Below are 25,470 nucleotides of genomic sequence, written 5' to 3' on the forward strand. Positions count from 1 at the left end.
GCGGCCCGGCACGCCCGACCGGATAAATTGAACCGAGTTCACCTGAACGCGGTACAGTGGACGTCATGACATTCCAGAACGTGAGTCTCACCCACGCGGGTGAGGTCGCCACGCTGACCCTGACGAGCAAGAAGGGCAGCATGGGCCCGACCTTCTGGCCCGAGATCCCGCGCGTCCTGAACGAACTGGGCGGCGCCCGCGCGCTGATCCTGCGCGGCCAGGACCTGTTCAGCGCCGGCCTGGACGTGCGGGCCAGCGCCCCCGTCATCGCCCCCACCCTGGGCGACCCCGAGGCGTTCGCGGAGGTCGTCGCCGAGATGCACGCCGCCATCGACGCGTTCGCCGCGCTGCCCATCCCGGTGATCGCCGCCGTGCACGGCTGGTGCATCGGTGCGGGCCTGGAACTCGTCAGCGCCTGCGACATTCGCATCGCCAGCGCGGACGCCCGCTTCAGCCTGCCCGAGGTGCGGCTGGGCATCACCGCCGACCTGGGCGGCCTGCAACGCCTCCCGCACCTGATCGGCACCGGGCGCACCGCGCACCTCGCCCTGACCGGCGACCCCATCGACGCGCCCACCGCCGAACGCTGGGGTCTGATCACCGAACTCCTGCCCACCCCGGACGCCCTGTTCGAGCGGGCGAACACCCTCGCCGCCGGACTGGCCGCCCTGCCGCCCCGCGCCGTCGAAGGCACCAAACGCACGCTGCACGCGCACCTCCCCCACGCCCAGAGTCTCGAACAGGCCGTGCGCTGGAACGCCCAGCACATGACCGCCGACGGCCTCGCGCAGGCCCTGAAGTAAACCCCCCGCCCCCCTTCCCCACCCAAGGAGCCCCCACATGACCCAGACCCCCACCCTCGGCACCCTGCAACCCGGCGCCGCCGACAGCACCTTCCGCCCCGACCTCCTGCAGGGCAAGCACGCCCTGATCACCGGCGGCGGCAGCGGCATCAACCTCGGCATCGCGCAGAGCTTCGCCGCGCACGGCTGCCGGGTCACCATCCTGGGCCGCAACCTCGAAAAAGCCCAGACGGCCGCGCAGGGCATCATCGACGCCGGCGGGCAGGCCATCGGCGTCAGCGCCGACGTGCGCGACATCGCCGCCATGCAGGCCGCCGCCGCGCAGGCCGTCGAAGCCTTCGGCCCCATCGACATCGTCCTCGCGGGCGCCGCCGGGAACTTCCCCGCCCCGGTGGACGGCATCAGCCCCAACGGCTTCAAGACCGTCGTGGACATCGACCTGCTCGGCACGTACCACACCATCAAGGCCTGCGCGCCCCACCTGACCACCCCCGGCGGGAACATCCTGAGCATCAGCGCCTACGGCATTCCCGTGCCCATGCAGGCGCACGTCGTCGCCGCCAAGGCCGGCGTGGACGCCCTGACCCGCACCCTCGCCATCGAATGGGGCCTGCGCGGCATCCGCGTGAACGCCATCATCCCCGGCCCCATCGACGGCACCGAAGGCATGGCCCGCCTCGCCCCCGACGAGAAGACCCGCCGCCAGTTCATGGGCACCGTCCCGCTGGGCCGCTTCGGCATCCCGCAGGACATCGCCAACGCCGCCCTGTTCCTCGTCAGTGACGCCGCCAGCTACGTCACGGGCGTCATCCTGCCCGTCGACGGCGGCCAGAACATGCTCGGCGGCGCCCCCCAGTACCAGATGTACCAGCAGATGGGCCTCGCCCTGCCGAAGAAAGACTGACCGGGGCCATGAGCTGTGGGCTCTGAGGAATGGGCAGGTGTGCTCACAGCGGTTTCCAGTTCCATTGAAGGGCCAACAGCACGCCCTTCAATTCCACTTCCAACCGCTGTTGTGGACGGCTTCTCGCTTCGCTCGTTTCAGGAGTGCTGAGGGAACCCCTCAACACCCCTGAAAACCGCTGTCAGAACCCGCAGCCCATGTGCGTGCCTGCGCCGTGCCCGCCGCCGGTACGCTGCGGGCATGTCTGCTGTCACGCTGCCCACGCATCAGCACCTCTCGGATCTGCGGGGGGCGGCGCTGCTGAATCTGCCGGACTGGTCGGGGGTGCGACGCGTGAATCTGGACGGGCTGGGCCTGGGTGCGCTGCCAGAGCGGGAGGCCGCGCCGGACCTGATCGCATTCAGCGTGTACGACAACGCGCTGACGGGCGTGCCGGGCTGGGTGTGGACGCGGCGGGAACTCCGGACGCTGAACCTGTCCGCGAACCGGTTCACGGCGCTGCCGGAGCCGCTGGGCAACCTGCGCGAGTTGCGGATGCTGGATCTGGGGCGCAACGAGCTGAACGCCCTGCCGGACGTGTTCGGCGGGCTGAGGCAGTTGGCGTTCCTGTACCTGAGCCACAACCGCCTGACGGAGCTGCCGGAGTCCATGCGCGGGCTGGGGTTGCTGACGTACCTGAACGTGACGGACAACGCCCTGACGCGGCTGCCAGACTGGCTGGGCGACCTGCGCGACCTGACCGAGCTGCGGCTGTACGGCAACCCGCTGGAGGCCCTGCCGGACAGCCTCGGGGCACTGGGCAGCCTGCGGGAACTACACGTCATGAACGCCCGCCTGACAGCGCTGCCCGCCAGTCTGGGCGGGTGCGGGGCGCTGGAGGTGCTGGACCTTCAGGGCAACGCGCTGACCGAACTACCGGACTCGCTGGGGCAGTTGCCGCGCCTGACCGCGCTGAACCTGCGCTTCAATGCGCTGACGCACCTGCCAGACACGCTGGGCGACCTGCACGCACTCCACACCCTCGACCTGCGCGCCAACGAACTGACCAGCCTCCCCGAGGGGCTGGCGCACCTGCCGGGGTTGCGGAAACTCGACCTGCGCTGGAACCGCATCGAGCAGTTGCCGGACGCCTTCGACACGCTGATTGAGCGGGGCTGTCAGGTGTACCTGTAGGGACCTGCGGCGGTGGCCGGACTGTGCGCGGGGTGGATGAAGGAACATTCAATGCCTGTCCGGTCAGATGATTGTCCCGCTCGACCGACTGGGAAAAGTGCGTGTGGGCGATCAGGTTCTCCCTGGAGAAAGCAACGTGGTATCGAGATCTGCTCGCCTGACTCATAGTTTTCATAATCAATTTCTAGATTATGAGTCAAGACAAGGCGTCACCATAGGAGGCACCCCATGACCACCCGCACCCCCCTCAACGACGACAACCTGATCCTCGACACCGACTCCTACAAGAGCAGCCACTACCTGCAGTACCCCGCCGGCACCACCCGCCTGTTCTCCTACCTGGAAAGTCGCGGCGGCAAGTACCCCCAGACCCGCTTCTTCGGGTTGCAGTACATCCTCGACCGCTACCTGACCCGCCAGATCACCGCCGAGATGGTCGAGGAAGCCCGCACGCTGATCGAAGCGCACGGCGAACCCTTCCCCTACGAGGGCTGGATGCGCGTCGTGAACGTCCACGGGGGCCGCCTGCCCCTGGAGATTCGCGCCGTTCCGGAAGGCACGCTGGTGCCCATCCACAACGTCCTGATGACCTGCACGAACACCGACCCCGAACTGCCCTGGCTGCCCGGCTGGTTCGAGACCATGCTGATGCGCGTCTGGTACCCCACCACCGTCGCCACGCAGAGCTACTTCCTGCGCGAGATCATTCGCGCCGCCCTGGAGAAGACCAGCGACCGCGCCGCCGAGGAACTCCCGTTCAAACTCCACGACTTCGGCAGTCGCGGTGTCTCCAGCCGCGAGAGCGCCGGCATCGGCGGCCTCGCGCACCTGATCAACTTCCAGGGCAGCGACACCCTCGAAGCCCTGCGCGTGGGACGCAACCACTACGACAGCGACCTTGCCGGCTTCAGCATCCCCGCCGCCGAACACAGCACCATCACCTCCTGGGGCAAGGCGCACGAGGCCGACGCCTACCGCAACATGATCACCCGCTTCAGCCGCCCCGGCAGCGTGTACGCCGTCGTCAGCGACTCCTACGACCTCAAGAACGCCATCAACCACCTGTGGGGCGACACGCTGAGACAGCAGGTCATCGAGTCCGGCGGCACCCTGGTCGTCCGGCCCGACAGCGGCGAACCGCCCGCCATGGTCCGCCTCGCCGTGAACGCCCTGGCCGCCCGCTACGGCACCACCACCAACAGCAAGGGCTACAAGGTCCTGAACCACGTCCGCGTCATCCAGGGCGACGGCATCGACGAACAGACCATCCGCCAGATCCTCGACAACCTCGACGTGGACGGCTACAGCGCCGAGAACGTGTCTTTCGGCATGGGCGGCGCCCTCCTCCAGAAAGTCGACCGCGACACCCAGCGCTTCGCGTACAAGGCCAGCGCCGGCCTGATCGACGGCGCGTACCGCGGCATCTACAAAGACCCCGTCACCGACCCCGGCAAACGCAGCAAGGACGGCGTCCTCGACCTCGTACAGGAAGGCGGCCGCATGGTCACCAGGGCGTACAGGACCTTCGATACGGACTTCCCCGGCAGCCTGCTGCGCACCGTGTACCGCGACGGCGAACTGCTGGTGCGGGACACGCTGGAGGAAGTGCGGAGCCGGGCGTGAATATGGACAAGCGGTACACCGTTTTTGTCAGCAGCACGTATAAGGACTTAGTAGATGCGCGCTGGGCCGTCGCTAGAGCTTTGATGCGCTTGAATCTGATACCGCTTGGCATGGAAGCCTTTACTGCGTCCGAAAAAAATCAATGGGACATAATTAAAAAGACCATCGACCTTAGTGATTACTATGTCTTGATCCTGGGAAATTGCTACGGATCAATCGATTCTGAAACTGGAATTAGCTACACCGAAAAGGAATATCGCTACGCATTAGAGCAGGGAATTCCGTGTCTTACGTTTATCTCGAAAGATGTGCCCATTCTGCCAGAGCATCGCGAATCAGACGCTCACCGGGAGAAGTTAGATGCTCTTCGCTCAGAAGTCTCAAAAAGTCGCATGATAGATTTCTGGAAAAATGCCGATGAATTGACAGCACAAGTCACAACCGCCCTAGTTATGGGACAAATTGATACGCCGCGCCCTGGATGGATTAGAAACCCACAAGCACGTCCCGAAGTTACTGAGGAAATAGCCAGATTAAGCCGCGAAAATGCCGAGCTACGAAGTCAATCTTCCATCAACTTACAAGATTTGATCGGCGAGATCAGCAATATTACCCTGGAGATAAACGGCACCAAAAGGACATATCTAGATTTAGCAATAGGTATCGCTAAATACCTTGTAATAAAATCCAGAGAAGTTTCTTCTATCATAAGCTTCTTGAATAAAGAATTCAACATTCCAAAAGGCAAAACTCTATCCGAGGCGAATACAAGTGAGTTTATCGCAACCTTAGCCTCATATGGAATAATCGAGCATCAAACCGTACCGATCTCCAAGTCACAACAAATCAATTCAAATTGGCCAAGCATTCATGGAGGCCATGACTCAATAACTCAATATATACTAACTAAAACAGGTCTTAGCATCTTAAGAAGCGAATTTATATCTCACCTTAAATCTCAAAGAGTTGAACGGTGAGCCGCGCAATATGAACGCCCTGACCCCTCTCCTTCCGGCCCTGCGTTCTCTGGAGCCGCTGGGCCTCCCCTCCTCTGCCCTGCCGGAGTGGTTCGCCTATGCGAATCAGCGGCAGGCGGCGCGGCTGGCCGTGCATGTGCAGGCCGAGTTCGCCACGCTGCTGCGGGCCTTCGCGGGGGCGGTGGATCACGCGTACCTGCGTTCCGATGCGTTCCAGGCGAACGTGGTGCAGGCGGTGCGGGCGGCGGAGATCGCGGAGTCCGAGGACAAACTGCGCTTCATTGCGCGGGCGCTGGCGGGGTGCGTGCTGAGCTTCCCGCCGCCCGCGCCGGACAGGTTTCAGACGATGCGCGTGATCGAGGGTCTGTCCGACCGGGAGTTGCGGGTGTTCGTGGGTCTGTTCGACCTGCTCGACCCGATCGACCCGTTCGGGGACAGCCTGCCCGTGAACGGCACGGCGACGGTGGCGGGTCTGTCCCGGCAGGAGTTCGCGTCGGCCCTGCTGGGGCTGGCGCAACAGGGGTTCCTGAATCGGGCGGACGTGCGCCGGGACGAGTGGAGCGAGCCGGAAGCCGCGTGGACCCTCACGGCGCTGGCGCGGCAGGTGGCCGTGCTGACGCGGCTGGGCGGGAATGACTGGGAAGGAGACTTATGAACGGTGATCTGAACGTGCCCCTACAGTTGGAGCGGTTGGTAGCGTACCGGGCGGATGGGTCGGTGTCGCCGGTGGTGGTGGCGGGTCGTCTGTCGCCGGACGGGGTGTTCGGTTGGCCGGAGCAGCCGGGAGAAGCGGCGAGTCCTGAGGCCGTGCAGGAGGGCGTGGCGTTCGCGGCGGCGCTGGCGGGGGCCATGTCTTCCCTGACCGAGTCGAGCGACACGGACACGTCGTACGTGCCGTTCGTGCTGCCGCGCGCGTTCACACCGGAGGAACTGGGGGGTGTGGACTGGCTGGGCCTGCTGCCCCTCCCGACCGGTGAGGTCGAGGTGGAGGTGACCGGATCGGACTTCCGCGTGGCGGAGCAGCTGGCGGAGCATGAGGCGGACGGGGATGTGGAGGACTTCTACGCGCCGGAGGAAGTGCAGACCATCCGGGCGGCGCAGGCGTTGTTCCTGGCCCACCCGGAGCGGCGGCTGGTGACGGTCACGGCGGGTGGCGCGGCACTGCTGCTGATCGACCTGGCGCGCCTGCCGCTGGGCGCGTGGGCGGGCGTGGCGACCCTGCGGATCGACACGTGAGTGGGGCGACCGTATGAACATTCTCGGCCTGAGCATTCCGCCGCTGGTTCTCGACCTGACGGGCGGCCTCTGCGTGCTGGTGAGCCTGTATTTCCTGTGGGCGAAGAGCAGCACGTACTGGCACTGGAGCAACCTGTCGCTGCTGCCGTACTTCCTGCTGTTCGCGTCGGGCGGGCAGTGGATGCTGGCGGGCCTGCAGGTCACGTACCTGCTGTTCGGCATTCACGGGCTGTACCTGTGGCACCTGGAGGCGCGGCGGGCGCGGGGCGAGATCCGCTTCAACGAGACAGGGTGGTACGGCGTGACGTGGGCAGCGAGTCTGGCGATCTTCGCTTACACGGTGGCCGTGACGGATTTCAGCGCGGCGTGGAACTGGGTGCAGTTCGCGGCGGTGACACTCGCCCTGATTGCCAACTTCGGGACGACGCGCCGCTGGGCGTGGTCGTGGCCGGTGTGGATCGCGGTGAATGCCGTGCAGGCGGTGTACTTCTGGCACGCCGAGTACTGGGTGCTGTTCGCGTTGCAGTTCGTGCTGGCGGCCATGAGCGTGGTCGGCTGGCAGGCGTGGCGGCGCGACGAGCGGCGTGAAGTGGCGGTTGCCTGATGGTGTTTCCCTCTCCCCGTGGCGGGAGAGGGCCGGGGTGAGGGGGCGTGTGAGCAGCAAAAGTGTGTTGGCGAAAACCTATCGGCACGGCCTGATCGTGGGCAAGTTCGCGCCGCTGCACCGGGGGCACATGCTCCTGCTGGACGCGGCGCTTGAGCAGTGCGAGCGCCTGAGCGTGTGGGTGTACTCGCGCCCGGACTTCCCGGGGATGCCCGGTCCGCTGCGGCGCGGCTGGATCCGGGCACTGTACCCGGCGCGCCTCTTTCCGGGGCTGGAGTTGCTGCCGGACGCGCCGCAGCCCCCGCTGAACGACGCGCCGGACGCCGTGCACCGCGAGTACGTGCGCGGCGTGCTGGACGGCTGGGGCGTGCGGCCGGACGCGGTGTTCACGTCCGAGGAGTACGGCGCGGCCTTCGCGGCGTCGCTGGGCGCGGCGCACGTCTGCGTGGACCGGGTGCGGGCGGCGGTGCCGGTCAGTGGGACGGCGCTGCGGGCGGACGTGCATGCCCTGCGGCACTTTCTCGATCCGCTGGTGTACGCCCATTTCGTGCGGCGCGTGGTGATCCTGGGTGCCGAGAGCACCGGCAAGAGCACCCTGACGCGGGCGCTGGGCGAGGCGTTCGGCACGACCTGGGTGCGCGAGTACGGCCGGGACGTGTACGAACGCGAGGACGGCGCCCTGACCCCCACGCATTTTCTGGAGATCGCGCGCGGCCACCGGGCGCTGGAGGACGAGGCCGCGCAGTCACCCGGCGCGCACAAGTGGGTGTTCAGCGACACCGACGCCGCCACGACCCTGATGTGGTCGCACCTGCTGACCGGCGCGGCCCACCCGGACCTGCGCGCCCTCGCGGACGACTGCCGCGCCCGCTACGCGCACACCTTCCTGTGCGACACCGACCTCCCGCACGAGCAGGACGGCTGGCGCGCGAACACCGAGGTGCGGGCCGTGCAGCAGGCGTTCATCCGGCAGGATCTGGAGGCGCGGGGCGTGCCGTTCACGGTGCTGCGCGGCAGCGTACCCGAGCGGGTCGCGCAGGTGCAGGCTACCCTGAGCGCAACGGGAGGCCGGGCGTGACGCTTCAGGAAAGCTGGGAGGACCGCAACCGGCGGCAGTTCGACGCGCTGGCCGGCGGGTACGACCGGCTGGGGTTCCTGGCGCGGGTGGCGGCGTTCGTGGCGGACCGTGTGGGGGCGCGGCCGGGGCAGGCGGCGCTGGACGTGATGACCGGGACGGGCGGCGTGGCGCTGGCCCTGACCGGGCAGGTGAGGGCCGGCCAGACGGGGACCGGACCGAGGAGCGGGTCCGTGGTGGGCCTGGACCTGTCGGCGGGCATGGTGGAGGCGGCGCGGCGGCGCGTGCCGGGCGCGCGGTTCGTGGTGGGGGACGCGGCGCGGCTGCCGTTCCCCGACGGGTCGTTCGACGTGGTGGTGTGCGCGTCCGGGCTGTTCTTCGTGCCGGACATGGACGCGGCGTTGCGGGAGTGGCGGCGGGTGGTGCGGCCGGGCGGGTCGGTGGTGTTCTCGTCGTTCGGGCGGGGCCTGCTGGGCGAGTTGCCGGGGTTGTGGCGGGCGCGGCTGGAGGCGCACGGGGTCACGCCGGGGTCGGCGCCGCTGGGCCGGATTCCCACGCCGGACGCCGCGCGGGAGCTGCTGCTGGGCGCGGGCCTGCGGGACGTGCAGGCCGACCGCACGGACCTGCCGTACACCCTGGCGGACGTGACCGGGCGCTGGAACGAGATCGCGTCGGGTCTGGAGGGGTTGCCGCTGGCGGGCTTCACGCCGGACCTGCGGGCGCAGGTGGAAGCCGAGCACCGCGCGGACCTCGCGCCGCTGTTCGCGGGCGGGCCGGTGACGGTGCCGCTGCCGGTGATCGTGGCGCGCGCCACCCGGCCAGGGTGACCCACGGGGGCGCGGCGACTTTCGGAGGATGAACGGCTGGCCTTCCGGGGCGTACTGTGGGGCATGACCAGACCGGAAGACGATGGAAAGGGCACGCCGGGGAACGCGCCGTCGTGGGTGGATGAAGTGCTGGGCCGCGCCGGCACGAGCGGCCCGGACGACGGACGCCCCCAGGACCTGCGGATTCCCCCGGCGGCCCCGGTTCCGACCGCGCCGCCGTCCCTGACGAAGCCGGCGGCACCCCAGCCGGGCCTGGGGTCGCTGCCCGTCACGCCGCCCGCCTCGAACCTGGACCGCTTCGGAGAGCCGGCCCGGCCACAGGCCCCGCAAGCGCTGGGCGGCGCGGACGTGGCGCAGAAGAAACTGATCGCGGGACTGCTGGGCATCTTCCTGGGCAGCCTGGGGGTGCACAAGTTCTACCTGGGCAACACCACGCCCGGCGCGATCATGCTGGGCGTGAACGTGGGCGTGTGGATCGTGGCGTTCGTGCTGGGCCTGCTGACGCTGGGGTTCGGGCTGGTCATCACGTTGCCGCTGGCCGCGCTGGTCAGCAGCGCCGTGGGGCTGCTGGGACTGGTCGAGGGCATCATCTACCTGACCAAGAGCGACGCGGACTTCGAGCGCGAGTACGTGCGGGGGCAGAAAGCCTGGCTGTGACGGCCTGATCCGGACAGCCGTTTGTGTCACCAACAGACCCCGCTCCTGACGGCGCCGGGCGCTTCATGAACCGTTCAGAATGGGTCTGTTTGGTTCGTGTCAAGTCCGGAGTGAAACACTGAGCCATGACTGCGCGCCCGTCACCGTTCCTGTCGGCCCCCTGGTGGTGGGCCGGCATGATCGTGACGGCCGGGCTGTGCGGAACGGTCGCCGCGCTGCTCCTGACGGACCGGCCGGGTCCGGTGATTCTGCTGTCGGGCGTGGTGCGGGCGGCGGCGCTGCTGCTGCTGGCACTGGCAGCCGTTCGCGTCCCGGCAGCACTGCGGCCCGTGTTCTACCGCCTGCTGGGCGCGACGCTGGTGTACGTGCTGGCCGAGGCGGCCTTCGTGCTGACGGCGTCCTCCCTGAGCATCTCGACGGGTGATCCGGGCCTGCCGGACCTGCTGTACCTGACGTTCTACCCGCTGGTCCTGTGGGCCCTCCAGCCCCTGCGGGGCGGGCGTCCGCTGCCGCTGATGTCGCGCCTGAACATCCTGGCGACCACCCTGACCATCGTGCTGCCGCTGTACGTCGTGCTGGTGCAGGCCTCGCCGGAGCAGCGGCAGCTGGCGTGGTGGACGGGCGTGCTGTACCCGGCGCTGGACGCCTGGGTGCTCAGCACGCTGCTGGCGCTGCTGTTCACGCGCCGCCGCTTGCCCCTGATCGTCCTGCCGCTCGTGACGGGCGTCCTGCTGATCGTGGTGGGAGACGTGGCGTACGTGATTCTCAGCGCCCACGGGCAGTACTCGCCCCTGCATCCCGTCACGGCGCTGTGGACGGCGGCCATGGGGGCGTTCGGCCTGTCGGCCCTGCGCGCCCTGACGGCCACCACCGACCCGGAATGGAACCGGCCCGCGTGGGTGCCGGCGCTGGTGCAGGCCGGGCCGTACGTGGCGCTGGGGGTCGCGACCCTGACCTGGGCGCTGATCTCGCACGGGGAGGCGGTCGAGAACGTGACCTTCACCGGCATCATGGCCCTCACGGCGCTGCTGCTGGCCCGGCAGGAACTGCTGGGAGCCCGGCAGCGCCGCCTGACGACCCGGCTGCGCAGCACCGCACAGGCACTCCAGGGCAGCCGCCGGGACCTGTGGCGGCAACTGCACACCGACGACCTGACCGGCCTGCCCAACCGCCGCGCGTGCCTGGACCGCCTGGACGGCTGGCTGGCGCAGGACCCCGCCAGGGCCGACGTGGGCGTGCTGTTCCTGGATCTGGACGGCTTCAAGAACGTGAACGACGGGTACGGGCACGCCGCCGGGGACGAGGTGCTGCGCGTGACCGGGCAGCGCCTGAGCGGGCTGGCCGCGCAGGAACCCGACCTGCTGCCCGCCCGGCTGAGCGGCGACGAGTTCGCGCTGGTGTTCCTGGGCACCCCGGAGCGGGGCGAGGCGCTGGCCGGGCAGGTCGCGGCGCTGATCGCGCGGCCGATCACCCTGCCGGACGGGCAGACGCTCACGACGGCCGGGTCGCTGGGACAGATGCACAGCGCCCTGACGGCCGGCGTGACCACCAGCGGCCTGCTGTCCGGCGCGGATCACGCCATGTACCGCATGAAACGGGACCGCAAGGCGCAGCAGGTCCCGCAGCGTACCCCCACCCTGTTCGACTGATCCGGGTTCCGGGGGTGCCGCGCCCCGTGGGTTACAGCGCCTGTTCGATGTCCGCTTTCAGGTCGGCCAGGGCCTCGACGCCCACGCTCATGCGGATGGTCAGGGGCGTGACTCCGGCGGCGTGGCGGGCCGCCTCGGGCACGCGGGCGTGCGTGGTCGTCCAGGGGTGCACGACCAGGGTGCGCACGTCCCCCAAGTTCGGGGCGATGCGCAGCACCCGCACGCGCGACAGGAACGCGGCGGGGTCCGGCACCTCGAAGGTCAGGACGGCGCCCTGCCCGACCCGCAGGTACGTCTGCGCGAGGTGGTGGTGCGGGTGGCTGGGCAGGCCGGGGTAACTGACCTTCCCGACGCGCGGGTGCGCCTCCAGCCACTGCGCGAGGCCCAGCGCGGTCGCACTCTCACGCTCCAGGCGCAGGGCGAGGGTTTCTAGGCCCTGCGCGATCAGGAACGCGCTGTGCGGGGCCAGGGTCATGCCCAGCTGGTGCGCGCCGAACCAGCGTTGCCGCCACGCCAGCGCCGCGTCGCCCCGCACGCTGAGGATGCTCTGCTCGCCGCCGTCCGCAAAGATGGGATTGCGGGTCAGATCGTGCCCACTGCCGACCGTGACAGCCCCACCCAGCACGCTGCCGTGCCCGCCCGCCCACTTGGTCAGGGACTGACTGACGATGTCCGCGCCGTGTTCCAGCGGGCGGCACAGGAAGCCCACGCCGCCGCAGGTGTTGTCGATGGCCAGCAGCGCCCCGTGCGCGTGCGCGATGTCCGCGAAGGCGCGGATGTCCGCGATGTCCCCGGCCGGGTTGCTGATCATCTCGGCCCACACGAGCCGCGTGTTGGGTTGCAGCGCCGCCTGCACGGCTTCGGGGGTGTTGTCGACCAGCGTGGCCGTGATGCCCATCAGCGGCAGGATGTTACTGAGCATCCCGGTCGTCCCGCCGAACAGACTGCTGGCCGACACCACGTGATCCCCCGCGCGACACACGCTGAGAATGGCGGTCAGGGTGGCCGCCTGCCCGCTCGCCACGGCGACGGTGGCCGCGCCGCCCTCCAGGGTGGTGAGGCGGTCCTCCAGCGCCCGCACGGTCGGGTTCTGCAGCCGGGCGTAACTCAGGCCGGTGTTCTGCTGGAATTCCAGTTGCGCCTCTTCCAGCGTGTCGAACTGGAACGCGGCGGCCGCGTGGATCGGAAAGCCGATGGTCTGCCCCAGCCCGCGCGGAATGCTGCTCTGCACGGCGGTCGTCTCGTAACTCCAGTCTTCGGCGGGATGGGCGGCCGGGCGGGGCGTGTCGGTCATGCCCTCACGCTACGCCGCGCGCCGCGCTAGGGTGCCGGGCATGTCCGGCCCACCCGACCCCTTCACCACCCTCCCGGCCCGCCCGGCCGCCACGCTGTCCGTGGGCGTCAGCGTCCTGATTCAGGACGAGCAGGGGCGTGTGCTGCTGCAACGGCGCGGCGACGACGGCCGCTGGGGCACGCCCGGCGGGCACCTGAACCCCGGCGAGAGTTTCCTGCAGGCCGCGCAGCGCGAACTGTTCGAGGAGACCGGCCTGATCTGCCCGGACCTGCACCTGATGCCCCTCCCGGACGCCCTGATCGACGGTCCCGCCTTCCGCGTCAGCACGCCGCGCGGCGACCGCTATCAGGTGGGGCTGCGCACGCGCGGCACCCTCAGCGCCGCCTCGCTGGACCTCGCCGCGCCCGACGACAGCGGCGAAACGCTGGCCCTGGCGTGGTTCCCGCTGACCGATCTGCCGCCCCTGAGCGGCGCCATCAACGTCGCCAGCCTGAACCTGCTGCGCCGCGAGCAGGACCTGCCGGACCTGCCACCGCTCCCGGCCTAGGCGCGCGGCCGACAGGGGTGCGTCATATCCGCACGACAGCTTTCTGAACGTTCCCTAAAGTGAAGATGTGAAACGTTCCCTTGCCCTGCTGACCGTCGGCGCCCTGCTGCTCGCCTCCTGCGACCGTACCACCACGCCCACGCAACCCACCAATCCGGCCCCGGTTGACCCGGCCAAGACCGAACCCGCCGCGCCCGTCGTGGGCCAGAGCCTGGAAGTGCAGAACGTGATGGGCACCGCCCAGAGCGCCGCCAAGCAGATGGCCGCCATGACCGACCCGAACAGCCCGAACATGGACCCGGATCTGAAAGCCCTGCTGGGTCTGCTGGGCATGGGCAGCGCGCCCGTCCCTATGTCTGGCGGCCTGAACGGCCTGGACCTGAGCGGCGCCGCGTCGTTCGGGAAGAACTTCGTGCAGGGGCTCGGCGGGAAGGGGCGCGTCACCACGCAGGCCATGACGGTCGTGCAGGACACCCTGGCCACCGGCACGCGCACGTACACCCGCGACGGCGGCTACCAGTACTCCGAGCTGCCCAGAGACGGCTACGTGGAGATCGACGAGCAATCCGGCGTGCGCATTGAGGCAAAGTGGAAGGTCGGCGGCGCCGCGACCGTCTGGGTGAACAGCGGGTACCGGTACGATTACCGCACCGGGCAGAGCGTGATGGTGCAGCAGGAAGTGCCGACCAACGCGACCGGCAGCGTCACCGTCTCCGGGAAGACCGTGGCGGGCCTGAAATTCAGCATGACGCCCGGCGACTGCCTGAACACCGCCGGCCCCACCGCGCTGACCCTGAGCGGCTGGGCGGGCCGCGAGGCGAACGCCCCCGCCAAACTGGACCTGGCGTACGCCTGGACCGAGAAGGACGTGCTGTTCAGCGGCTCGGCGCAGTACGCAACGACCAAAGAGAAGGCAGCTGCCAGCATGAAACTGAACGTGACCGGCACCACCCGCGACCGCTGCGGCGCAGCCTTCACGTTCACGCCCACCCGCGCCGACCTGACCGGCACGCTGGACATCCCCAGCCACAAGACCGAACTGAACGTGTACCTGCGCGACCTGAGCAACCTGGAATTCAGCGAGAAGGCCATGAGCGCCCCCAACGCCCTGGACCGGATCGGCGGCACCCTGAACGCCGCCCTGAGCTTCAACGGCAAGGCCGTCGTGACCGCCTTCGGCCCGCTGGCCGACGGCAAGGACATGGACCTGCAGCCGGGCGATCAGGTGAAGTTCCGCTACGTCAAGAGCGGCAAACTGGTCGAAGCGGACTTCCGCACGGCCGAGAAGGACCTGCAGGAACTCGCCAACCCGCGCCGCTGAGCGCACGCGGACAGGGCGCAGGCCGGGGCGGGTGCTCCGGCCTGTCCTGTTTGCGGCGGCGCCAGCATGGGCGGTGCGGTAGCGTGGTTCATGCGGATCGAGGACATGAACTGGGCCATGGTGGCCGAGACGCTGCGCGCCGAGGACCGTTGCGTGCTGCCGCTGGGCTGCACCGAGCAGCACGCGACCCTGAGTCTGGCGACCGACACGCGCCTCGCCGCGCGGGTGGCGGCCGAGGCGGCCGACGGGCTGGGCGTGCCGGTGTTCCCGGCGCTGCCGTACGGGGTGACGCCGTCGTTCACGGCGTATCCGGGCACCGTGAGCCTGCGGGTGGGCACGTACCTGGCGTTGCTGGACGACCTGCTGTCGGGCCTGCACGGGCAGGGGTTCCGGCGGATCCTGATCGTGAACGGGCATGGGGGGAACTCGCCGGGGCAGGGGTGGCTTGGCGAGTGGCTGGCGCGGCATCCGGACGCGCGGGTGCAGTGGCATAACTGGTGGAACGCGCCGCGCACCTGGGCGGCCGTGCAGGCCACCGACGAACTGGCGAGTCACGCGAGCTGGATGGAGAACTTCCCCTGGACGCGCCTGGAGGGCGTGGCGGCCCCCGAGGAACGCAAACCCATGGTGGACGTGGCGGCCCTGCGGCAACTGCCGCCCGCGCTGGTGCGGGAGCGGCTGGGCGACGGGAATTACGGTGGGCTGCACCGCCGCCCGGACCGGGAGATGCAGCGCATCTGGCAGGAGGCCGTCGCAGAGACGCGCGCGCTGCTCCAGGGAGGCTGGGCGTGACCCTGATGCAACTGCGGGCCGTGTGGGGCAACCGCCCCCTGATGGCCGCCGCCGTGGGCGTCCTGATTCAGGACGAGGCGGGCCGCGTGCTGCTGCAACGCCGCGGCGACGACGGTCTGTGGGGCGAACCGGGCGGCGCGCTGGAACCCGGCGAGGACTTCCTGACCAGCGCCCGCCGCGAACTGCTGGAGGAGACCGGCCTGGACTGCCCCAACCTGACGGTGCTGCCGCTGCCCGAGGGGTTGCAGGACGGCCCGGAGCTGTTCCACCGCTACCCGAACGGCCACGAGATCTACATCGTCGGGATGCGCGCCCACGGCACGCTGAGCGCCGCCGCGCTGGAATGGGCCGCGCCGGACGACAGCGGCGAGACGCTGGAACTGGCGTGGTTCCCGCTGGACGCCCTGCCGGACCTGAGCAACAACGCCAACCGCGCCAGCATGAACGTCCTGCGTGCCCGCGCGGGCCTCCCACCCCTGCCCCTGGCGCCCACGCCACCCGCACCGCCGGTCGGGAATTTCCTGATGGACTTGCGGCGCGTGATCGGCCCGCGCCCCTGGTTCGCGCCCGGCTCGAACGTCCTCGTCACCGACGACGGGGGGCGCCTCCTGCTGCTGCGGCACGGGCATACCCGCCTGTGGACGCTGCCCGGTGGCAGCCTGGAACCCGGCGAGACCTTCGCCCAGACCGCCGCGCGGGAACTGTTCGAGGAGACGGGGCTGCGCGCCACCCACCTGCACCCGCTGCACATGTTCGCCGGACCCGAGTACCGCTTCACGTACCCCAACGGGCACATCATCGACAACGTCTCCGTCCTGTACCGCGCCCACGGCGTCACCGGCACCCTCACCCCCCAGCCCGGCGAGGTGCTGGAGGTCGGCTGGTTCAGCCCCGACGACCTCCCCCCCGAAGAGGACCTGAGCGGCGAACTGATCCGCGCGAACCTCCGCTGGTGGCGCACGCACGGCTGACCCGAGACTCAAGTGATTCCACATCATTCCGAGTCACCCAGTGGCCCCCTCACCCTTCCGTCGCTCCGCTCCTCCCTCCCTCTCCCACAAGGGGAGAGGGGAAAACGGAACGCGATCACATGGGAAGCAAGTTGTTTTGATCCCGTATGAATCGACTCAGCGGGCGGCCTCCACCGCCGCGAGCACCCACGGCGCCCGGACGTCGGCGCATCCCTCGCAGCGGGGGCGGGCGCCGCAGCCCGGGTCACGGTTCGGCGTGTCCGGCAGGGACGGGGCCTGCGCTCCCACGACATTCAGCACACCGACCGGCCCGACGACCCCTGCCCTGAGGTGACCCAGCAGGGTCACGCCGCCCAGCGCCTCACCACCGGAGGTCAGCACGTAGCGCCGCAACCGCGACGGCGCGCGCTCCGGTGCGCCCCGCTGGGCCCGCAGCGGCCCCCGGTAGGGTGGATTCAGGGACAGGCCCCAGTCCTGCTCGGCCCGCATCCACGGCACGGCGATCATGTTGACCGTCGGTGGGGTGCTCACCACCGCCGTCCGGGAACGCGCGTCGAAGGTCAGGGTGAACGGCGTCCGGGCCGCGATCAGGTCACGCAGCGCCACCCGGCCCGCCACGACCGGCACCCGCACACCATTGACGACCGCCGCCCGCCCATTGACCGGGCAGGTCAGGCCCAGCAGGTCGCACGCAGCCACCAGCGGCACCCGCACCCGTCCGGCCTCCACCCCCGGCGCGCCCCCCTACGCGTCGATCCAGTACAGCGCCCCGAACCGCACCGAGACGGGCGCGGAAGCCGCCTGCGCGACACCGGACCCGCCCAGGATGGCCGCCAGTGCGAGCCGCGCCCACCAGCGTGACCTCCAACTCACCCCGCCTGCCCGGTCAGGAACGCGCGGAGTTCCCGCATGAGAGCGTGCAGCGCACCCAGCGTGCCGACCACGTCCCCCTCGACCTGAAGGCCGTGATTCACGCCGTCCAGCACGAGCACCCGCACGCCCGCGCCGGTCAGTTCCGTGATCCACTCGGGGCGGTACTGGCCGTCCTGGGTGCCGATCACGACCAGCGAGGTCGCCGCGTGCGCCGCGATGGCCGCGCGGACCTCCGGGCGTTCCAGCAGCGGCGTGAGCCACACCAGCCGCGCGCCGGGCGGCACCACTCCCCCCTGCAGCAGCAGGGTCAGGCCCTGTGTCCCGATGGATTTCGCCACCACGCACGCGCCGCCCGCGCCCGGCAGGATCGCGTGGCAGGCGGCCCGCACGTCCTCCCGCAGCCACGCCAGTTGTTCCTCCTGTGGGGCGTCCATGAACGCCGGGACGTTCCAGCGGGTGTCGAGCGTCAGCGTGTCGAAGCCCAGTTCATCCAGCAGAAGCGCCGGGTACAGCAGGCCCGGCTGGCGCGCCCCATACCGCAGCCCCGGCAGCAGCAGCGCCGCCCCCACGGCCTCGCCCGGCGGGTGTCGGTTCACCATGCAGGGCAGCGCCTCGCCCCGGAAGCCACGCACGTCTGCCGTCACTGTCTCGGAAGTCATGCCCGAGCCTACCCGCCCCCACGCGGTCCCGCTGCTGCACATGCATGGGAAGGAGGCCAGAGCACGCGGCCCTGGCCTCCTTCTGCCTGCTCAGAGCTCATGGCTCAGAGTGCACAGCCCGCTTACTTCTCCCGGATACTCCAGCCCTGCGCGCGGACGGCGCCCATCAGGGCGTCCATGACGGGGTCCACCTCGGCGTCGGTGAGGGTCCTGTCGCCCCGGAACACGAGGCGCACGGCGACGGAGCGGTTGCCCGTGCCGATCTGCTCGCCGGTGAACACGTCGAAGGGTTCCACGCTTTCCAGCAGGGTGCCGCCGTGTTCGCGCAGCAGCGCGGCGATCTCGCCGTAGCTGACGCCTGCGGGGGTGATGACGGCGAGGTCACGCCACGCGGCGGGGGTGCGGCTGGGGTCGCGGAACGTCCACTCGCGGCCCGGCAGGGGCAACGCGGCCTCCATGAGGAAGGTGTCGCCCTTCAGGCCGAATGCCTGGGCGATCTCGGGGTGCAGCGCGCCGAGCCAGCCGACGCTCTGACCGTTCCAGACGACCTCGCCCGCGATGCCGGGGTGCAGGGCACTGGGGACGGCCTCGCCACGCAGCTGGCGCAGTTCGAAGCTGGCGCCCAGGGTGCCCGCCAGGGATTCCACGAGGCCCTTGAACGCCCGGAAGTCCCCGGCAATGCCCGCCTGATCGGTGCGGGGCGCCAACGGGCCGCGCATCAGCAGGCCGACGCGTTCCGTTTCGCCGCTGGCGGGGAAGATGCGGCCCATCTCGAAGATCAGCGCGCGGTCGCCCTTCGCGTGGGCCTGCGCGGCCTTCACGAGGCTGGGGTACAGCGCGGTGCGCAGCCCGGTGCGGTCGGCGGTCAGGGGGTTGCGCAGGCGCACGCCGGGCCGCTCGGTGCGGGCCTTCTCGGCCTCCTCGTCGCTGGTGAAGGTGTATGTCACGACCTCCTGCGCGCCGATGCCGGCCAGGGTGCGGCGCAGCGTCGCGCGGGCCACGCCGGGCTTCTCCGCGCCGACGTTGCTTTCATGCACGCGCAGGGTGGGGAGGCTCTCGGGGAGGTGCGCGAAGCCGTGCAGGCGCGCGACCTCCTCCGCGAGGTCCTGCCAGATCGCCATGTCCACCCGCCACGAGGGCGGCAGGACGCTCAGCGTGTCCCCCTCGCCCTCCACGACGCACCCGAGGCGGGTGAGGATGCCGCGCATCTCGCCGGTGTCCACGGGCATGCCCAGCAGCGCGCGGATCTGCTCGCCCGTCGCCTCGATCCGACCCGGAATCTCGGGGTCGCCCACGACGGTCGCGCCGGGGTGCACCTGGCCGCCCGCGTCGCCCAGCAGGCCGACCAGTCGGGCCGCCGCGCGTTCGGGCAGCAGGGGGTCCACGCCACGCTCGTAGCGGTACACGGCGTCGGTCTTCAGGCCCAGGCGGGTGCTCGTGCGGCGCAGCAGCACCGGGTCGAAGTGCGCGACCTCGATCACCACGTCCGTCGTGTCGGCGCGCACGTGCCCGTGATCGCCGCCCATGATCCCCGCGATGCCCAGCACCGTGTCGCCCGGCCTGGGCTGCCCGGCCGTCTCGAAGGCCTCCGCGACGGTGGACACCTCGGGCTGCGCGCCGTCGAGGATCAGCAGGTCCTCCGGGCCGACCTCGTGCTCGCCGCCCAGCAGGTCCCGCACCCGCTCGCCCTGACGCAGCCCGAACGCCACGAGAATCTGATCGCCGCGCACGTCCCGCCGGTCGTACAGCGCCGTCGGCTGGCCCAGTTCCAGCATCACGTAATTGCTGGTATCCACGATCAGGTCAATCGAGCGCATGCCGGACAGGGTCACGCGGCGCTGCATCCACAGCGGCGCCGGACCGTTCCGCAGTCCACTGACCGTGCGGGCCACGAAGCGATCGCAGCCGAAGCGCAGCTTCTGCGTCGGGTCCCGCTCGATCCGGATGCCCTTGGGCGGCAGGGACACGCGGATCTCGCCCTCCCCCACCGCCTGCGGCCCGGCCGCCGGTTCCACCAGTTCCAATTTCAGGAACGCCGCCAGATCCCGCGCCAGCCCCAGCGCACTCAGCACGTCCGCGCGGTTCGGAGTGACCTCCACGTCCAGCACGTGATCCGCCGCCCACAGCTCGCGCATGGGCGTCCCCGGTTTTGCCGTCCCGGCCGGGAACAGCATCAGGCCCGCGCTGCTCTCGCCCAGACCCAGCTCCTTCGCACTCGCCGCCATGCCCCACGACTCCACGCCCTGCAACGCCCGCACGCCGTACGTCATGCCGCCCAGCTCCGTGCCCGGCGACACCAGCGCCAGCATCGTCCCCGCCGGGAGGCCCACCGCGTTCCCTGCGCCCGACGCAATGACCCGCTCGCCGTGCTCACCGGCATCCAGCGTCAGGCGCGTCAACTGCGTGCCGGGCATCGCCTCCGCCGCCTTCACCGCCACCAGCAGCACCCCCGCCGGCGGCGCGGCGACCTCCTCCACGCCCTCCAGCGGCAGACCCAGCCCCGCCAGGATCGGCTCCAACTCCGACACCACCGGCAGACCCGGCACCAGTTCCTTCAACCACGAATACGGAATTTTCATTGAGTAACCTCGGATGTTCGGGTGGAAGTCCAGTGACCCCTCACCCCGGCCCTCTCCGCAAGAGGAGAGGGAGAAAAACGCTCTGGCTTCAGCCTTCTGTCAGTCCCTCTCCCGTGGGGAGAGGGGTTGGGGTGAGGGGTCCGTGCGCCACCTCGCGCACCAGGTCCCGCGCCCGCTCGGGCACGAGGTTCACGGCGTCGAGCTGCGTGAGGGGCACCCACTGCGGCGAGTACCAGTTCACGTCGCTGCTGCGGATCGCTTCGGGGCCGTCGCCGAGGCGCATCTCGCCGGACTGCACGTGTGCCCGGAAGTAGTGCTCCAGGTTGCCGATGTTCTCCAGCACGAGCAGTTCCGGGCCGACCGTGACGGTCAGGTTCACTTCCTCCAGCACCTCGCGCACGCAGGCCTGGGCGGGCGTCTCGCCGTCCTCGATGCCGCCGCCGGGCAACGTGGCGTACGCGCGCCCCTGCTTGCGGCGCAGCATCAGCAGCACCTCGACGCTGTCGGTGGTGGCGTCGTTGAGGATGATCGCGACGGCGCGTGCTCTCACTCCAGCTCTCCCCGGAACTGTCCGATGACGCGGGGATCGTTGGCGTAGAAGTAGCGGATGTCGGGGATCTTGTACTTGAGCATGGCGATGCGTTCCGGGCCGAGGCCGAACGCGAAGCCGGTCTTGCCTTCGTACACGCGCGTCTTGCCCTGCGCTTCGCGGAGGTCGTCGACGGCCTTGAAGACGCTGGGGTGGACCATGCCGCACCCGCCGAGTTCGAGCCATTTGCTCTCGCCGCGCGGGTTGTCCCAGTACACGGCGAAGTCCGCGCCGGGTTCCACGAAGGGGTAGTAGCTGGGCTGGAAGCGGACCTTGGCGCCGGGGCCGTAGAGGCCGCGGGCCATTTCGGCGATGGTGCCTTTCAGGTCGGCCATGCTGATGTGGTCGCCCACGACGAGGCCCTCAAGCTGGTGGAACATGCTTTCGTGGGTGGCGTCGGTGGCTTCGTAGCGGTAGACCTTGCCGCGCACGACGATCTTCAGGTCGGGTTCGTGCTCCGTCATGTAGCGGATCTGCATGGGGCTGGTGTGGGTGCGCAGCAGGCGGCCGTCCTCGAGCCAGAAGGTGTCCTGGAGGTCGCGGGCGGGGTGGTACCAGGGGACGTTCAGGGCTTCGAAGTTGTGGTGTTCGTCCTCGACTTCGGGTCCCTCGACGACGGTGTAGCCGAGGCGTTCGTAGATGCCGGTCAGGTCGTCGTAGACGCGGTTGATGGGGTGCAGGCCGCCACTCGGGAGGGGCAGGCCGGGGAGGGTGACGTCGATGGCCTCGCTGGCCAGCTGGGCGTCGAGGGCTTCGCGCCTGAGGGTGGCTTCGCGGGTGTCGAGGGCGTCCTGGATGGCCTGCCGGACGGCGTTGATCTCGGCGCCGCGTGCCTTGCGTTCCTCGGGGGGGAGTTTGCCCAGCGTGCCGAGTTCGCGGGTGACGAGGCCGCTCTTGCCGACGTACTTGGTCTTGACGGTCTGGAGCGCTTCGAGGGTGGTGGCCGCCTGGATTTCGGGGATGGCTTCGTGCTGCATGGGTCCTCCGGTGGGGGGAATGAACAGTCTGGCAATGAAAAGCCCCGCCTCGCGGGTGCGGGCGGGGTGACGCGCTGCGACCTGTTCAGGCGAGCGTGACCCCGGTGCGGGTAAACGGCGAAGGTGTACCGGTCCGGGGCGTCATGGGGTTCAGGGTAGCAGGTTCGGGCGCGGCGGGAGGCAGGTGACCGGGTGGTGTTGACATCTGCTTGACAGGTGCGCGAAGAATGGTATCTCGATGTCCAACTCAACCTTCCGGCGCGGCCTGATGCTACTGGCCTCCGTTTCTCTTGCCCTGTCCTCGTGCGGTCACGTGCCGCTGTCCGGGGAGGCGGGGCTGTCGTCGCTGGCGGCGGCGGGTGAGCCGGTGGTCAACGAGCTGTACTACGACTCGCCGGGCACGGACGCCGGGACCTTCATTGAGCTGAAAGGGCCGGCGGGCAAGTCCCTGAGCGGGTACACGCTGGCGGCGTTCGACACGGCCGGCACGCAGTACCGCACCATTACGCTGTCCGGGACGATCCCGGCGGGCGGGTACTTCGTGGTGGCGCAGGACACGACGGTGGCGAGCCGGAATCTGGTGAATGCGGGCGCGGACCTGAACAACGGCGCGGGCAGCCTGCGTCTGCTGAAAAGCGGCGCGGTGATCGACGCGGTGGCGTACGGCTCGCCGAGCAGCAGCCGGGGCGAGGGCGCGTCGGCCGCGACGACCGGGGCGGGCAGCGCCCTGGCCCGCGTGCCGGACGGCTCGGACACGGACGCGAACAGCGTGGATTTCCGGGTGCAGGCCGCCACGCCCGGCGCGGCGAACGGGGGCGGGACGGGCGGCGGGGGCGGCACGACCGGGAAGAAGGTCCTGTTCGACCTGACGAAGGCCGAGGACGCCGGGAACGCCGACTGGCGCATCGACGGGGCGTACAGCGATTACGCCAGTGCGCTGCGCGGGCTGGGGTACACGGTCAGCAGCGTGACCGGCACGAGCATCACGTCCACCAGCCTGTCGGGCGCGTCGGTGCTGGTCATTCCCGAGCCGCAGAATCCGTTCAGCGACGCCGAGCGCGCCGCGATCCAGAGCTTCGTGCAAAGCGGCGGTGGGGTGTTCATGATCACGGACCACCGCGTCAGTGACCGCAACAACAACGGCTGGGACAGCCCGGAGGTCTTCAACGGCTGGGACGGGGGCACGCCGGCCAGCGTGGGCAGCACCCTGCAGGCCAGCCTGAACAGCGACGTGATCTTCGGTCTGGGGGCGTCGTTCAATTCCAGCTTCAGCGACCCGGTGTACACGGCGACCCCCGTGACCACCCACCCGATCCTGAATGGCGTGAGCAGCGCCGGGGTGTACGTGGGCACCAGCGTGGACGTGCTGTCCGGCACGGCGCTGATGGGCACGGGCGGCAAGACGTACCTCGCGGTGAACAGCGTCGGCGCGGGCCGCGTGGCGATGTGGGGCGACAGCAGCACCTTCGGGGACAACACCTACTCGGACGGCAGCACCGGCACGTACAACAACTGGCCCAACCTCAGCAACGCCACGCTGGGTAAGAACATCGTGCGCTGGCTGGCCAAGGACCTGTAATACGGACTCCGGTAGAAGGGGCTGCGAAGTCCCTTTCGTCCGGGGAGTGCGGCGTCCCTGCGGGCTCCGGGCCAGCGCCGTGAGGACCTGCTTCACCAGGCCTTCATGTTCCCGGTCCGGGCCGCCCAGGGGGTGCCCGGTCCTTTTTTGTGCGCCTGGACGCATGCGACCATGACGGCATGACGGTACATGGATTCAGGGTGCGGCCCTCGCGGAACAGGCAGGGTCAGGATGGGTGAGGTTCACACCGAGGTGTTCCTGCTGGCTGTCGGGGTGATGCTGCTGGTCAGTCTGCTGTTCAGCCGGCTGGGGGGGCGGCTGGGCATTCCGGGGCTGCTGCTGTTCCTGGGCGTGGGGATGCTGGCCGGCTCGGACGGGCTGGGCATCCAGTTTCAGGATTACCAGGGAGCGCAGGCGCTGGGTACGCTGGCCCTGTGTTTCATCCTGTTCCAGGGGGGACTGGACACGAACTGGGCCAAGACGCGCCCGGTGGTGCGCCGGGGCCTGAGTCTGGCGACGGTGGGGGTGCTGGTCACGGCGGGCGTGATGGCGGCGTTCGCGCACTACGCGTTCGGCTTTCCGTGGCTGGCGGCGTGGCTGCTGGGCGCGATCGTCAGCAGCACGGACGCCAGCGCGGTGTTCAGTGTCCTCAAGGAGCGGCAGCTGGGCCTGAAGGGCGACGTGGCGCCGCTGCTGGAGTTCGAGTCCGGCGGGAACGACCCGATGGCGGTGTTCCTCACGGTCGGGATTCTGGAACTCATGGCGAATCCCGAGCTGGGCGTGCTGGGCATCCTGCCGCTGTTCGTGAAGCAGATGCTGATCGGGGCGGCGTTCGGGGTGGTGCTGGGCCGCGCGGGGTTGTGGATCCTCAACCGCCTGCAACTGCAGTTCGAGGGGCTGTACTCGGTGCTCAGTCTGGCGCTGGCCCTGACGATCTTCGCGGGGACGGCCGTGGCGGGCGGCAGCGGGTTCCTGGCGATCTACATTGCCGGGGTGATCATCGGGAACGCCGAGTTCATTCACAAGCGGTCCCTGATCGGCTTTCACGACGGGCTGTCGTGGTTGATGCAGGTGGCGATGTTCCTGACGCTGGGCCTGCTGGTCAACCCGCACGAGCTGCTGCCCACGGCGGGGCTGGCGCTGGCGTGCGCGCTGGTGCTGGTGTTCGTGGCGCGGCCCCTGAGCGTGTACCTGAGTCTGGCGCGCGCGAAGATGCCGCTGAACGAGAAGAGCATGGTGGCGTGGGTGGGGTTGCGCGGCGCGGTGCCGATCGTCCTGGCGACCTTCCCGCTGCTGGCGGGGGTGGAGCAGGCGCAGACGCTGTTCAACATCGTGTTCTTCATCGTGCTGACCAGCGTGCTGCTCCAGGGGACCACCCTGACGCTGGTGGCGCGGTTCCTGCACGTGCGCGAGGCGCTGCCCGAGGTGACGCAGTACCCGATCACGTACACGCCGACCGGGCACAACAAGAACGAGATGGTCGAGGTGGAGGTCCGGGCGGGCAGCGCCGCCGACGGGCAGCGCATCATGGACCTGAAACTGCCGCCCGAGGCGCTCGTGATCCTGGTCCACCGGGCCGGGGAGTTCCTGATTCCGAAAGGCGCGACCGAACTGATCGCCGGGGACAGCCTGCTGGTGCTGGCCGGCGAGACGGAACTGCGCGAGGTGGAAGGCAAACTGCACCGCTGAGCGTCCCGCCGGGGCGTGGAACGCCGGGGTTTACGGGCGCAGCGGTAAGACTTTGGCGAGGGGGTGGGGCGC

At 69.6% G+C, this 25,470-nt stretch carries 25 protein-coding genes; 18 read left to right on the forward strand and 7 right to left on the reverse strand.

The features are described 5' to 3' along the window. Nucleotides 1-65: 65 nt before the first annotated feature. The 12 genes from CBQ26_RS10990 (at nucleotide 66) to CBQ26_RS11045 (ending at nucleotide 11,528) form a co-directional block, all read left to right on the forward strand. Entirely contained in the window at nucleotides 66-803 is a 738-nt protein-coding gene (locus CBQ26_RS10990; protein ID WP_088248687.1) for an enoyl-CoA hydratase-related protein, read from the forward strand. A 37-nt stretch (nucleotides 804-840) separates the two neighbouring features. Further along, nucleotides 841-1,707 (forward strand): SDR family oxidoreductase, encoded by an 867-nt coding sequence (locus CBQ26_RS10995; protein ID WP_088248688.1) that lies wholly within the window; start codon nucleotides 841-843, stop codon nucleotides 1,705-1,707. 240 nt (nucleotides 1,708-1,947) lie between these two features. After that, a complete protein-coding gene (locus CBQ26_RS11000) occupies nucleotides 1,948-2,880 on the forward strand; it encodes a leucine-rich repeat domain-containing protein (RefSeq protein WP_088248689.1) in 933 nt (310 codons plus the stop codon). Between the two features lie 228 nt (nucleotides 2,881-3,108). Further along, on the forward strand, nucleotides 3,109-4,503 hold the full coding sequence (locus tag CBQ26_RS11005) for a nicotinate phosphoribosyltransferase (protein ID WP_088248690.1): 1,395 nt from the start codon (nucleotides 3,109-3,111) through the stop codon (nucleotides 4,501-4,503). Between the two features lie 2 nt (nucleotides 4,504-4,505). Beyond that, nucleotides 4,506-5,480, forward strand: a complete 975-nt coding sequence (locus CBQ26_RS11010; protein ID WP_088248691.1) for a DUF4062 domain-containing protein — start codon at nucleotides 4,506-4,508, stop codon at nucleotides 5,478-5,480. A gap of 10 nt (nucleotides 5,481-5,490) precedes the next feature. Beyond that, nucleotides 5,491-6,135: a hypothetical protein gene (locus CBQ26_RS11015; protein WP_088248692.1), complete on the forward strand. Its 645-nt coding sequence runs from the start codon at nucleotides 5,491-5,493 to the stop codon at nucleotides 6,133-6,135. Next, complete coding sequence (locus CBQ26_RS11020; protein WP_143342057.1) at nucleotides 6,132-6,716, forward strand: hypothetical protein; 585 nt, start codon at nucleotides 6,132-6,134, stop codon at nucleotides 6,714-6,716. The genes CBQ26_RS11015 and CBQ26_RS11020 overlap by 4 nt, the downstream gene beginning before the upstream one ends. 13 nt (nucleotides 6,717-6,729) lie before the next feature. Further along, nucleotides 6,730-7,320: a nicotinamide mononucleotide transporter family protein gene (locus CBQ26_RS11025; RefSeq protein ID WP_172418037.1), complete on the forward strand. Its 591-nt coding sequence runs from the start codon at nucleotides 6,730-6,732 to the stop codon at nucleotides 7,318-7,320. 49 nt (nucleotides 7,321-7,369) lie between these two features. Further along, nucleotides 7,370-8,398, forward strand: a complete 1,029-nt coding sequence (locus CBQ26_RS11030) for an AAA family ATPase (protein ID WP_229844138.1) — start codon at nucleotides 7,370-7,372, stop codon at nucleotides 8,396-8,398. Further along, nucleotides 8,395-9,222: a class I SAM-dependent methyltransferase gene (locus CBQ26_RS11035; protein ID WP_088248694.1), complete on the forward strand. Its 828-nt coding sequence runs from the start codon at nucleotides 8,395-8,397 to the stop codon at nucleotides 9,220-9,222. Before CBQ26_RS11030 ends, CBQ26_RS11035 begins: the two co-directional genes overlap by 4 nt. Before the next feature lie 63 nt (nucleotides 9,223-9,285). Next, the gene (locus CBQ26_RS11040) at nucleotides 9,286-9,879 is read left to right on the forward strand and encodes a TM2 domain-containing protein (protein WP_088248695.1); all 594 of its coding nucleotides are present in this window, start codon (nucleotides 9,286-9,288) and stop codon (nucleotides 9,877-9,879) included. A 125-nt stretch (nucleotides 9,880-10,004) separates the two neighbouring features. Further along, entirely contained in the window at nucleotides 10,005-11,528 is a 1,524-nt protein-coding gene (locus tag CBQ26_RS11045; RefSeq protein ID WP_088248696.1) for a GGDEF domain-containing protein, read from the forward strand. A gap of 31 nt (nucleotides 11,529-11,559) precedes the next feature. On the opposite strand, the gene CBQ26_RS11050 is transcribed toward CBQ26_RS11045, so the two are convergent. Further along, nucleotides 11,560-12,822 carry an aminotransferase class V-fold PLP-dependent enzyme gene (locus tag CBQ26_RS11050; protein WP_088248697.1) on the reverse strand — a complete coding sequence of 421 codons (1,263 nt, stop codon included), beginning with the start codon at nucleotides 12,820-12,822 and terminating at the stop codon, nucleotides 11,560-11,562. Nucleotides 12,823-12,862: 40 nt separating this feature from the next. Between CBQ26_RS11050 and CBQ26_RS11055 the strand changes: the two genes are divergently transcribed. From CBQ26_RS11055 to CBQ26_RS11070, 4 genes are all read left to right on the forward strand, one after another. Beyond that, nucleotides 12,863-13,369, forward strand: coding sequence for an NUDIX domain-containing protein (locus CBQ26_RS11055; protein WP_088248698.1), 507 nt, complete (start codon nucleotides 12,863-12,865; stop codon nucleotides 13,367-13,369). Between the two features lie 67 nt (nucleotides 13,370-13,436). Next, entirely contained in the window at nucleotides 13,437-14,690 is a 1,254-nt protein-coding gene (locus CBQ26_RS11060) for a hypothetical protein (RefSeq protein WP_088248699.1), read from the forward strand. A 66-nt stretch (nucleotides 14,691-14,756) separates the two neighbouring features. Then, nucleotides 14,757-15,482, forward strand: coding sequence for a creatininase family protein (locus tag CBQ26_RS11065; protein ID WP_229844137.1), 726 nt, complete (start codon nucleotides 14,757-14,759; stop codon nucleotides 15,480-15,482). 5 nt (nucleotides 15,483-15,487) lie between these two features. Continuing rightward, nucleotides 15,488-16,453 carry an NUDIX domain-containing protein gene (locus CBQ26_RS11070; protein WP_088248807.1) on the forward strand — a complete coding sequence of 322 codons (966 nt, stop codon included), beginning with the start codon at nucleotides 15,488-15,490 and terminating at the stop codon, nucleotides 16,451-16,453. A 156-nt stretch (nucleotides 16,454-16,609) separates the two neighbouring features. Here the strand turns inward: CBQ26_RS11070 and CBQ26_RS11075 are convergent, their stop codons facing one another. From CBQ26_RS11075 to pheS, 6 genes are all read right to left on the reverse strand, one after another. After that, nucleotides 16,610-17,161, reverse strand: a complete 552-nt coding sequence (locus CBQ26_RS11075) for a hypothetical protein (RefSeq protein WP_143342058.1) — start codon at nucleotides 17,159-17,161, stop codon at nucleotides 16,610-16,612. A 36-nt stretch (nucleotides 17,162-17,197) separates the two neighbouring features. Further along, complete coding sequence (locus CBQ26_RS22830; RefSeq protein WP_268248320.1) at nucleotides 17,198-17,326, reverse strand: hypothetical protein; 129 nt, start codon at nucleotides 17,324-17,326, stop codon at nucleotides 17,198-17,200. Further along, nucleotides 17,323-17,985, reverse strand: a complete 663-nt coding sequence (locus CBQ26_RS11080; protein WP_143342059.1) for a hypothetical protein — start codon at nucleotides 17,983-17,985, stop codon at nucleotides 17,323-17,325. Before CBQ26_RS11080 ends, CBQ26_RS22830 begins: the two co-directional genes overlap by 4 nt. Nucleotides 17,986-18,107: 122 nt before the next feature. Then, nucleotides 18,108-20,564 (reverse strand): phenylalanine--tRNA ligase subunit beta, encoded by a 2,457-nt coding sequence (locus tag CBQ26_RS11085; RefSeq protein ID WP_088248703.1) that lies wholly within the window; start codon nucleotides 20,562-20,564, stop codon nucleotides 18,108-18,110. A gap of 88 nt (nucleotides 20,565-20,652) precedes the next feature. Then, nucleotides 20,653-21,114, reverse strand: a complete 462-nt coding sequence (locus CBQ26_RS11090; RefSeq protein WP_088248704.1) for an NUDIX hydrolase — start codon at nucleotides 21,112-21,114, stop codon at nucleotides 20,653-20,655. Further along, entirely contained in the window at nucleotides 21,111-22,130 is a 1,020-nt protein-coding gene (pheS, locus tag CBQ26_RS11095) for a phenylalanine--tRNA ligase subunit alpha (RefSeq protein ID WP_088248705.1), read from the reverse strand. Before pheS ends, CBQ26_RS11090 begins: the two co-directional genes overlap by 4 nt. A gap of 238 nt (nucleotides 22,131-22,368) precedes the next feature. On the opposite strand from pheS, the gene CBQ26_RS11100 reads away from it, so the two are divergent. Then, nucleotides 22,369-23,709, forward strand: a complete 1,341-nt coding sequence (locus CBQ26_RS11100) for a lamin tail domain-containing protein (protein WP_088248706.1) — start codon at nucleotides 22,369-22,371, stop codon at nucleotides 23,707-23,709. A 231-nt stretch (nucleotides 23,710-23,940) separates the two neighbouring features. Next, nucleotides 23,941-25,398 (forward strand): potassium/proton antiporter, encoded by a 1,458-nt coding sequence (locus CBQ26_RS11105; RefSeq protein WP_088248707.1) that lies wholly within the window; start codon nucleotides 23,941-23,943, stop codon nucleotides 25,396-25,398. Nucleotides 25,399-25,470 lie beyond the last annotated feature (72 nt).

It is taken from the genome of Deinococcus indicus (assembly GCF_002198095.1).
GTDB classification, from domain to species: Bacteria; Deinococcota; Deinococci; order Deinococcales; family Deinococcaceae; genus Deinococcus; species Deinococcus caeni.

Coding starts and splice junctions, on each gene's coding strand:
- CBQ26_RS11040 (WP_088248695.1), top strand. CDS start 9,286: ATGACCAGACCGGAAGACGATGGAAAGGGCACGCCGGGGAACGCGCCG.
- CBQ26_RS11085 (WP_088248703.1), bottom strand. CDS start 20,564: ATGAAAATTCCGTATTCGTGGTTGAAGGAACTGGTGCCGGGTCTGCCG.
- CBQ26_RS11025 (WP_172418037.1), top strand. CDS start 6,730: ATGAACATTCTCGGCCTGAGCATTCCGCCGCTGGTTCTCGACCTGACG.
- CBQ26_RS11010 (WP_088248691.1), top strand. CDS start 4,506: ATGGACAAGCGGTACACCGTTTTTGTCAGCAGCACGTATAAGGACTTA.
- CBQ26_RS11100 (WP_088248706.1), top strand. CDS start 22,369: ATGTCCAACTCAACCTTCCGGCGCGGCCTGATGCTACTGGCCTCCGTT.
- CBQ26_RS11005 (WP_088248690.1), top strand. CDS start 3,109: ATGACCACCCGCACCCCCCTCAACGACGACAACCTGATCCTCGACACC.
- CBQ26_RS11105 (WP_088248707.1), top strand. CDS start 23,941: ATGGGTGAGGTTCACACCGAGGTGTTCCTGCTGGCTGTCGGGGTGATG.
- CBQ26_RS11015 (WP_088248692.1), top strand. CDS start 5,491: ATGAACGCCCTGACCCCTCTCCTTCCGGCCCTGCGTTCTCTGGAGCCG.
- CBQ26_RS11055 (WP_088248698.1), top strand. CDS start 12,863: ATGTCCGGCCCACCCGACCCCTTCACCACCCTCCCGGCCCGCCCGGCC.
- CBQ26_RS10995 (WP_088248688.1), top strand. CDS start 841: ATGACCCAGACCCCCACCCTCGGCACCCTGCAACCCGGCGCCGCCGAC.
- pheS (WP_088248705.1), bottom strand. CDS start 22,130: ATGCAGCACGAAGCCATCCCCGAAATCCAGGCGGCCACCACCCTCGAA.
- CBQ26_RS11065 (WP_229844137.1), top strand. CDS start 14,757: ATGGGCGGTGCGGTAGCGTGGTTCATGCGGATCGAGGACATGAACTGG.
- CBQ26_RS11045 (WP_088248696.1), top strand. CDS start 10,005: ATGACTGCGCGCCCGTCACCGTTCCTGTCGGCCCCCTGGTGGTGGGCC.
- CBQ26_RS11000 (WP_088248689.1), top strand. CDS start 1,948: ATGTCTGCTGTCACGCTGCCCACGCATCAGCACCTCTCGGATCTGCGG.
- CBQ26_RS11080 (WP_143342059.1), bottom strand. CDS start 17,985: ATGACTTCCGAGACAGTGACGGCAGACGTGCGTGGCTTCCGGGGCGAG.
- CBQ26_RS10990 (WP_088248687.1), top strand. CDS start 66: ATGACATTCCAGAACGTGAGTCTCACCCACGCGGGTGAGGTCGCCACG.
- CBQ26_RS11050 (WP_088248697.1), bottom strand. CDS start 12,822: ATGACCGACACGCCCCGCCCGGCCGCCCATCCCGCCGAAGACTGGAGT.
- CBQ26_RS11020 (WP_143342057.1), top strand. CDS start 6,132: ATGAACGGTGATCTGAACGTGCCCCTACAGTTGGAGCGGTTGGTAGCG.
- CBQ26_RS11070 (WP_088248807.1), top strand. CDS start 15,488: ATGCAACTGCGGGCCGTGTGGGGCAACCGCCCCCTGATGGCCGCCGCC.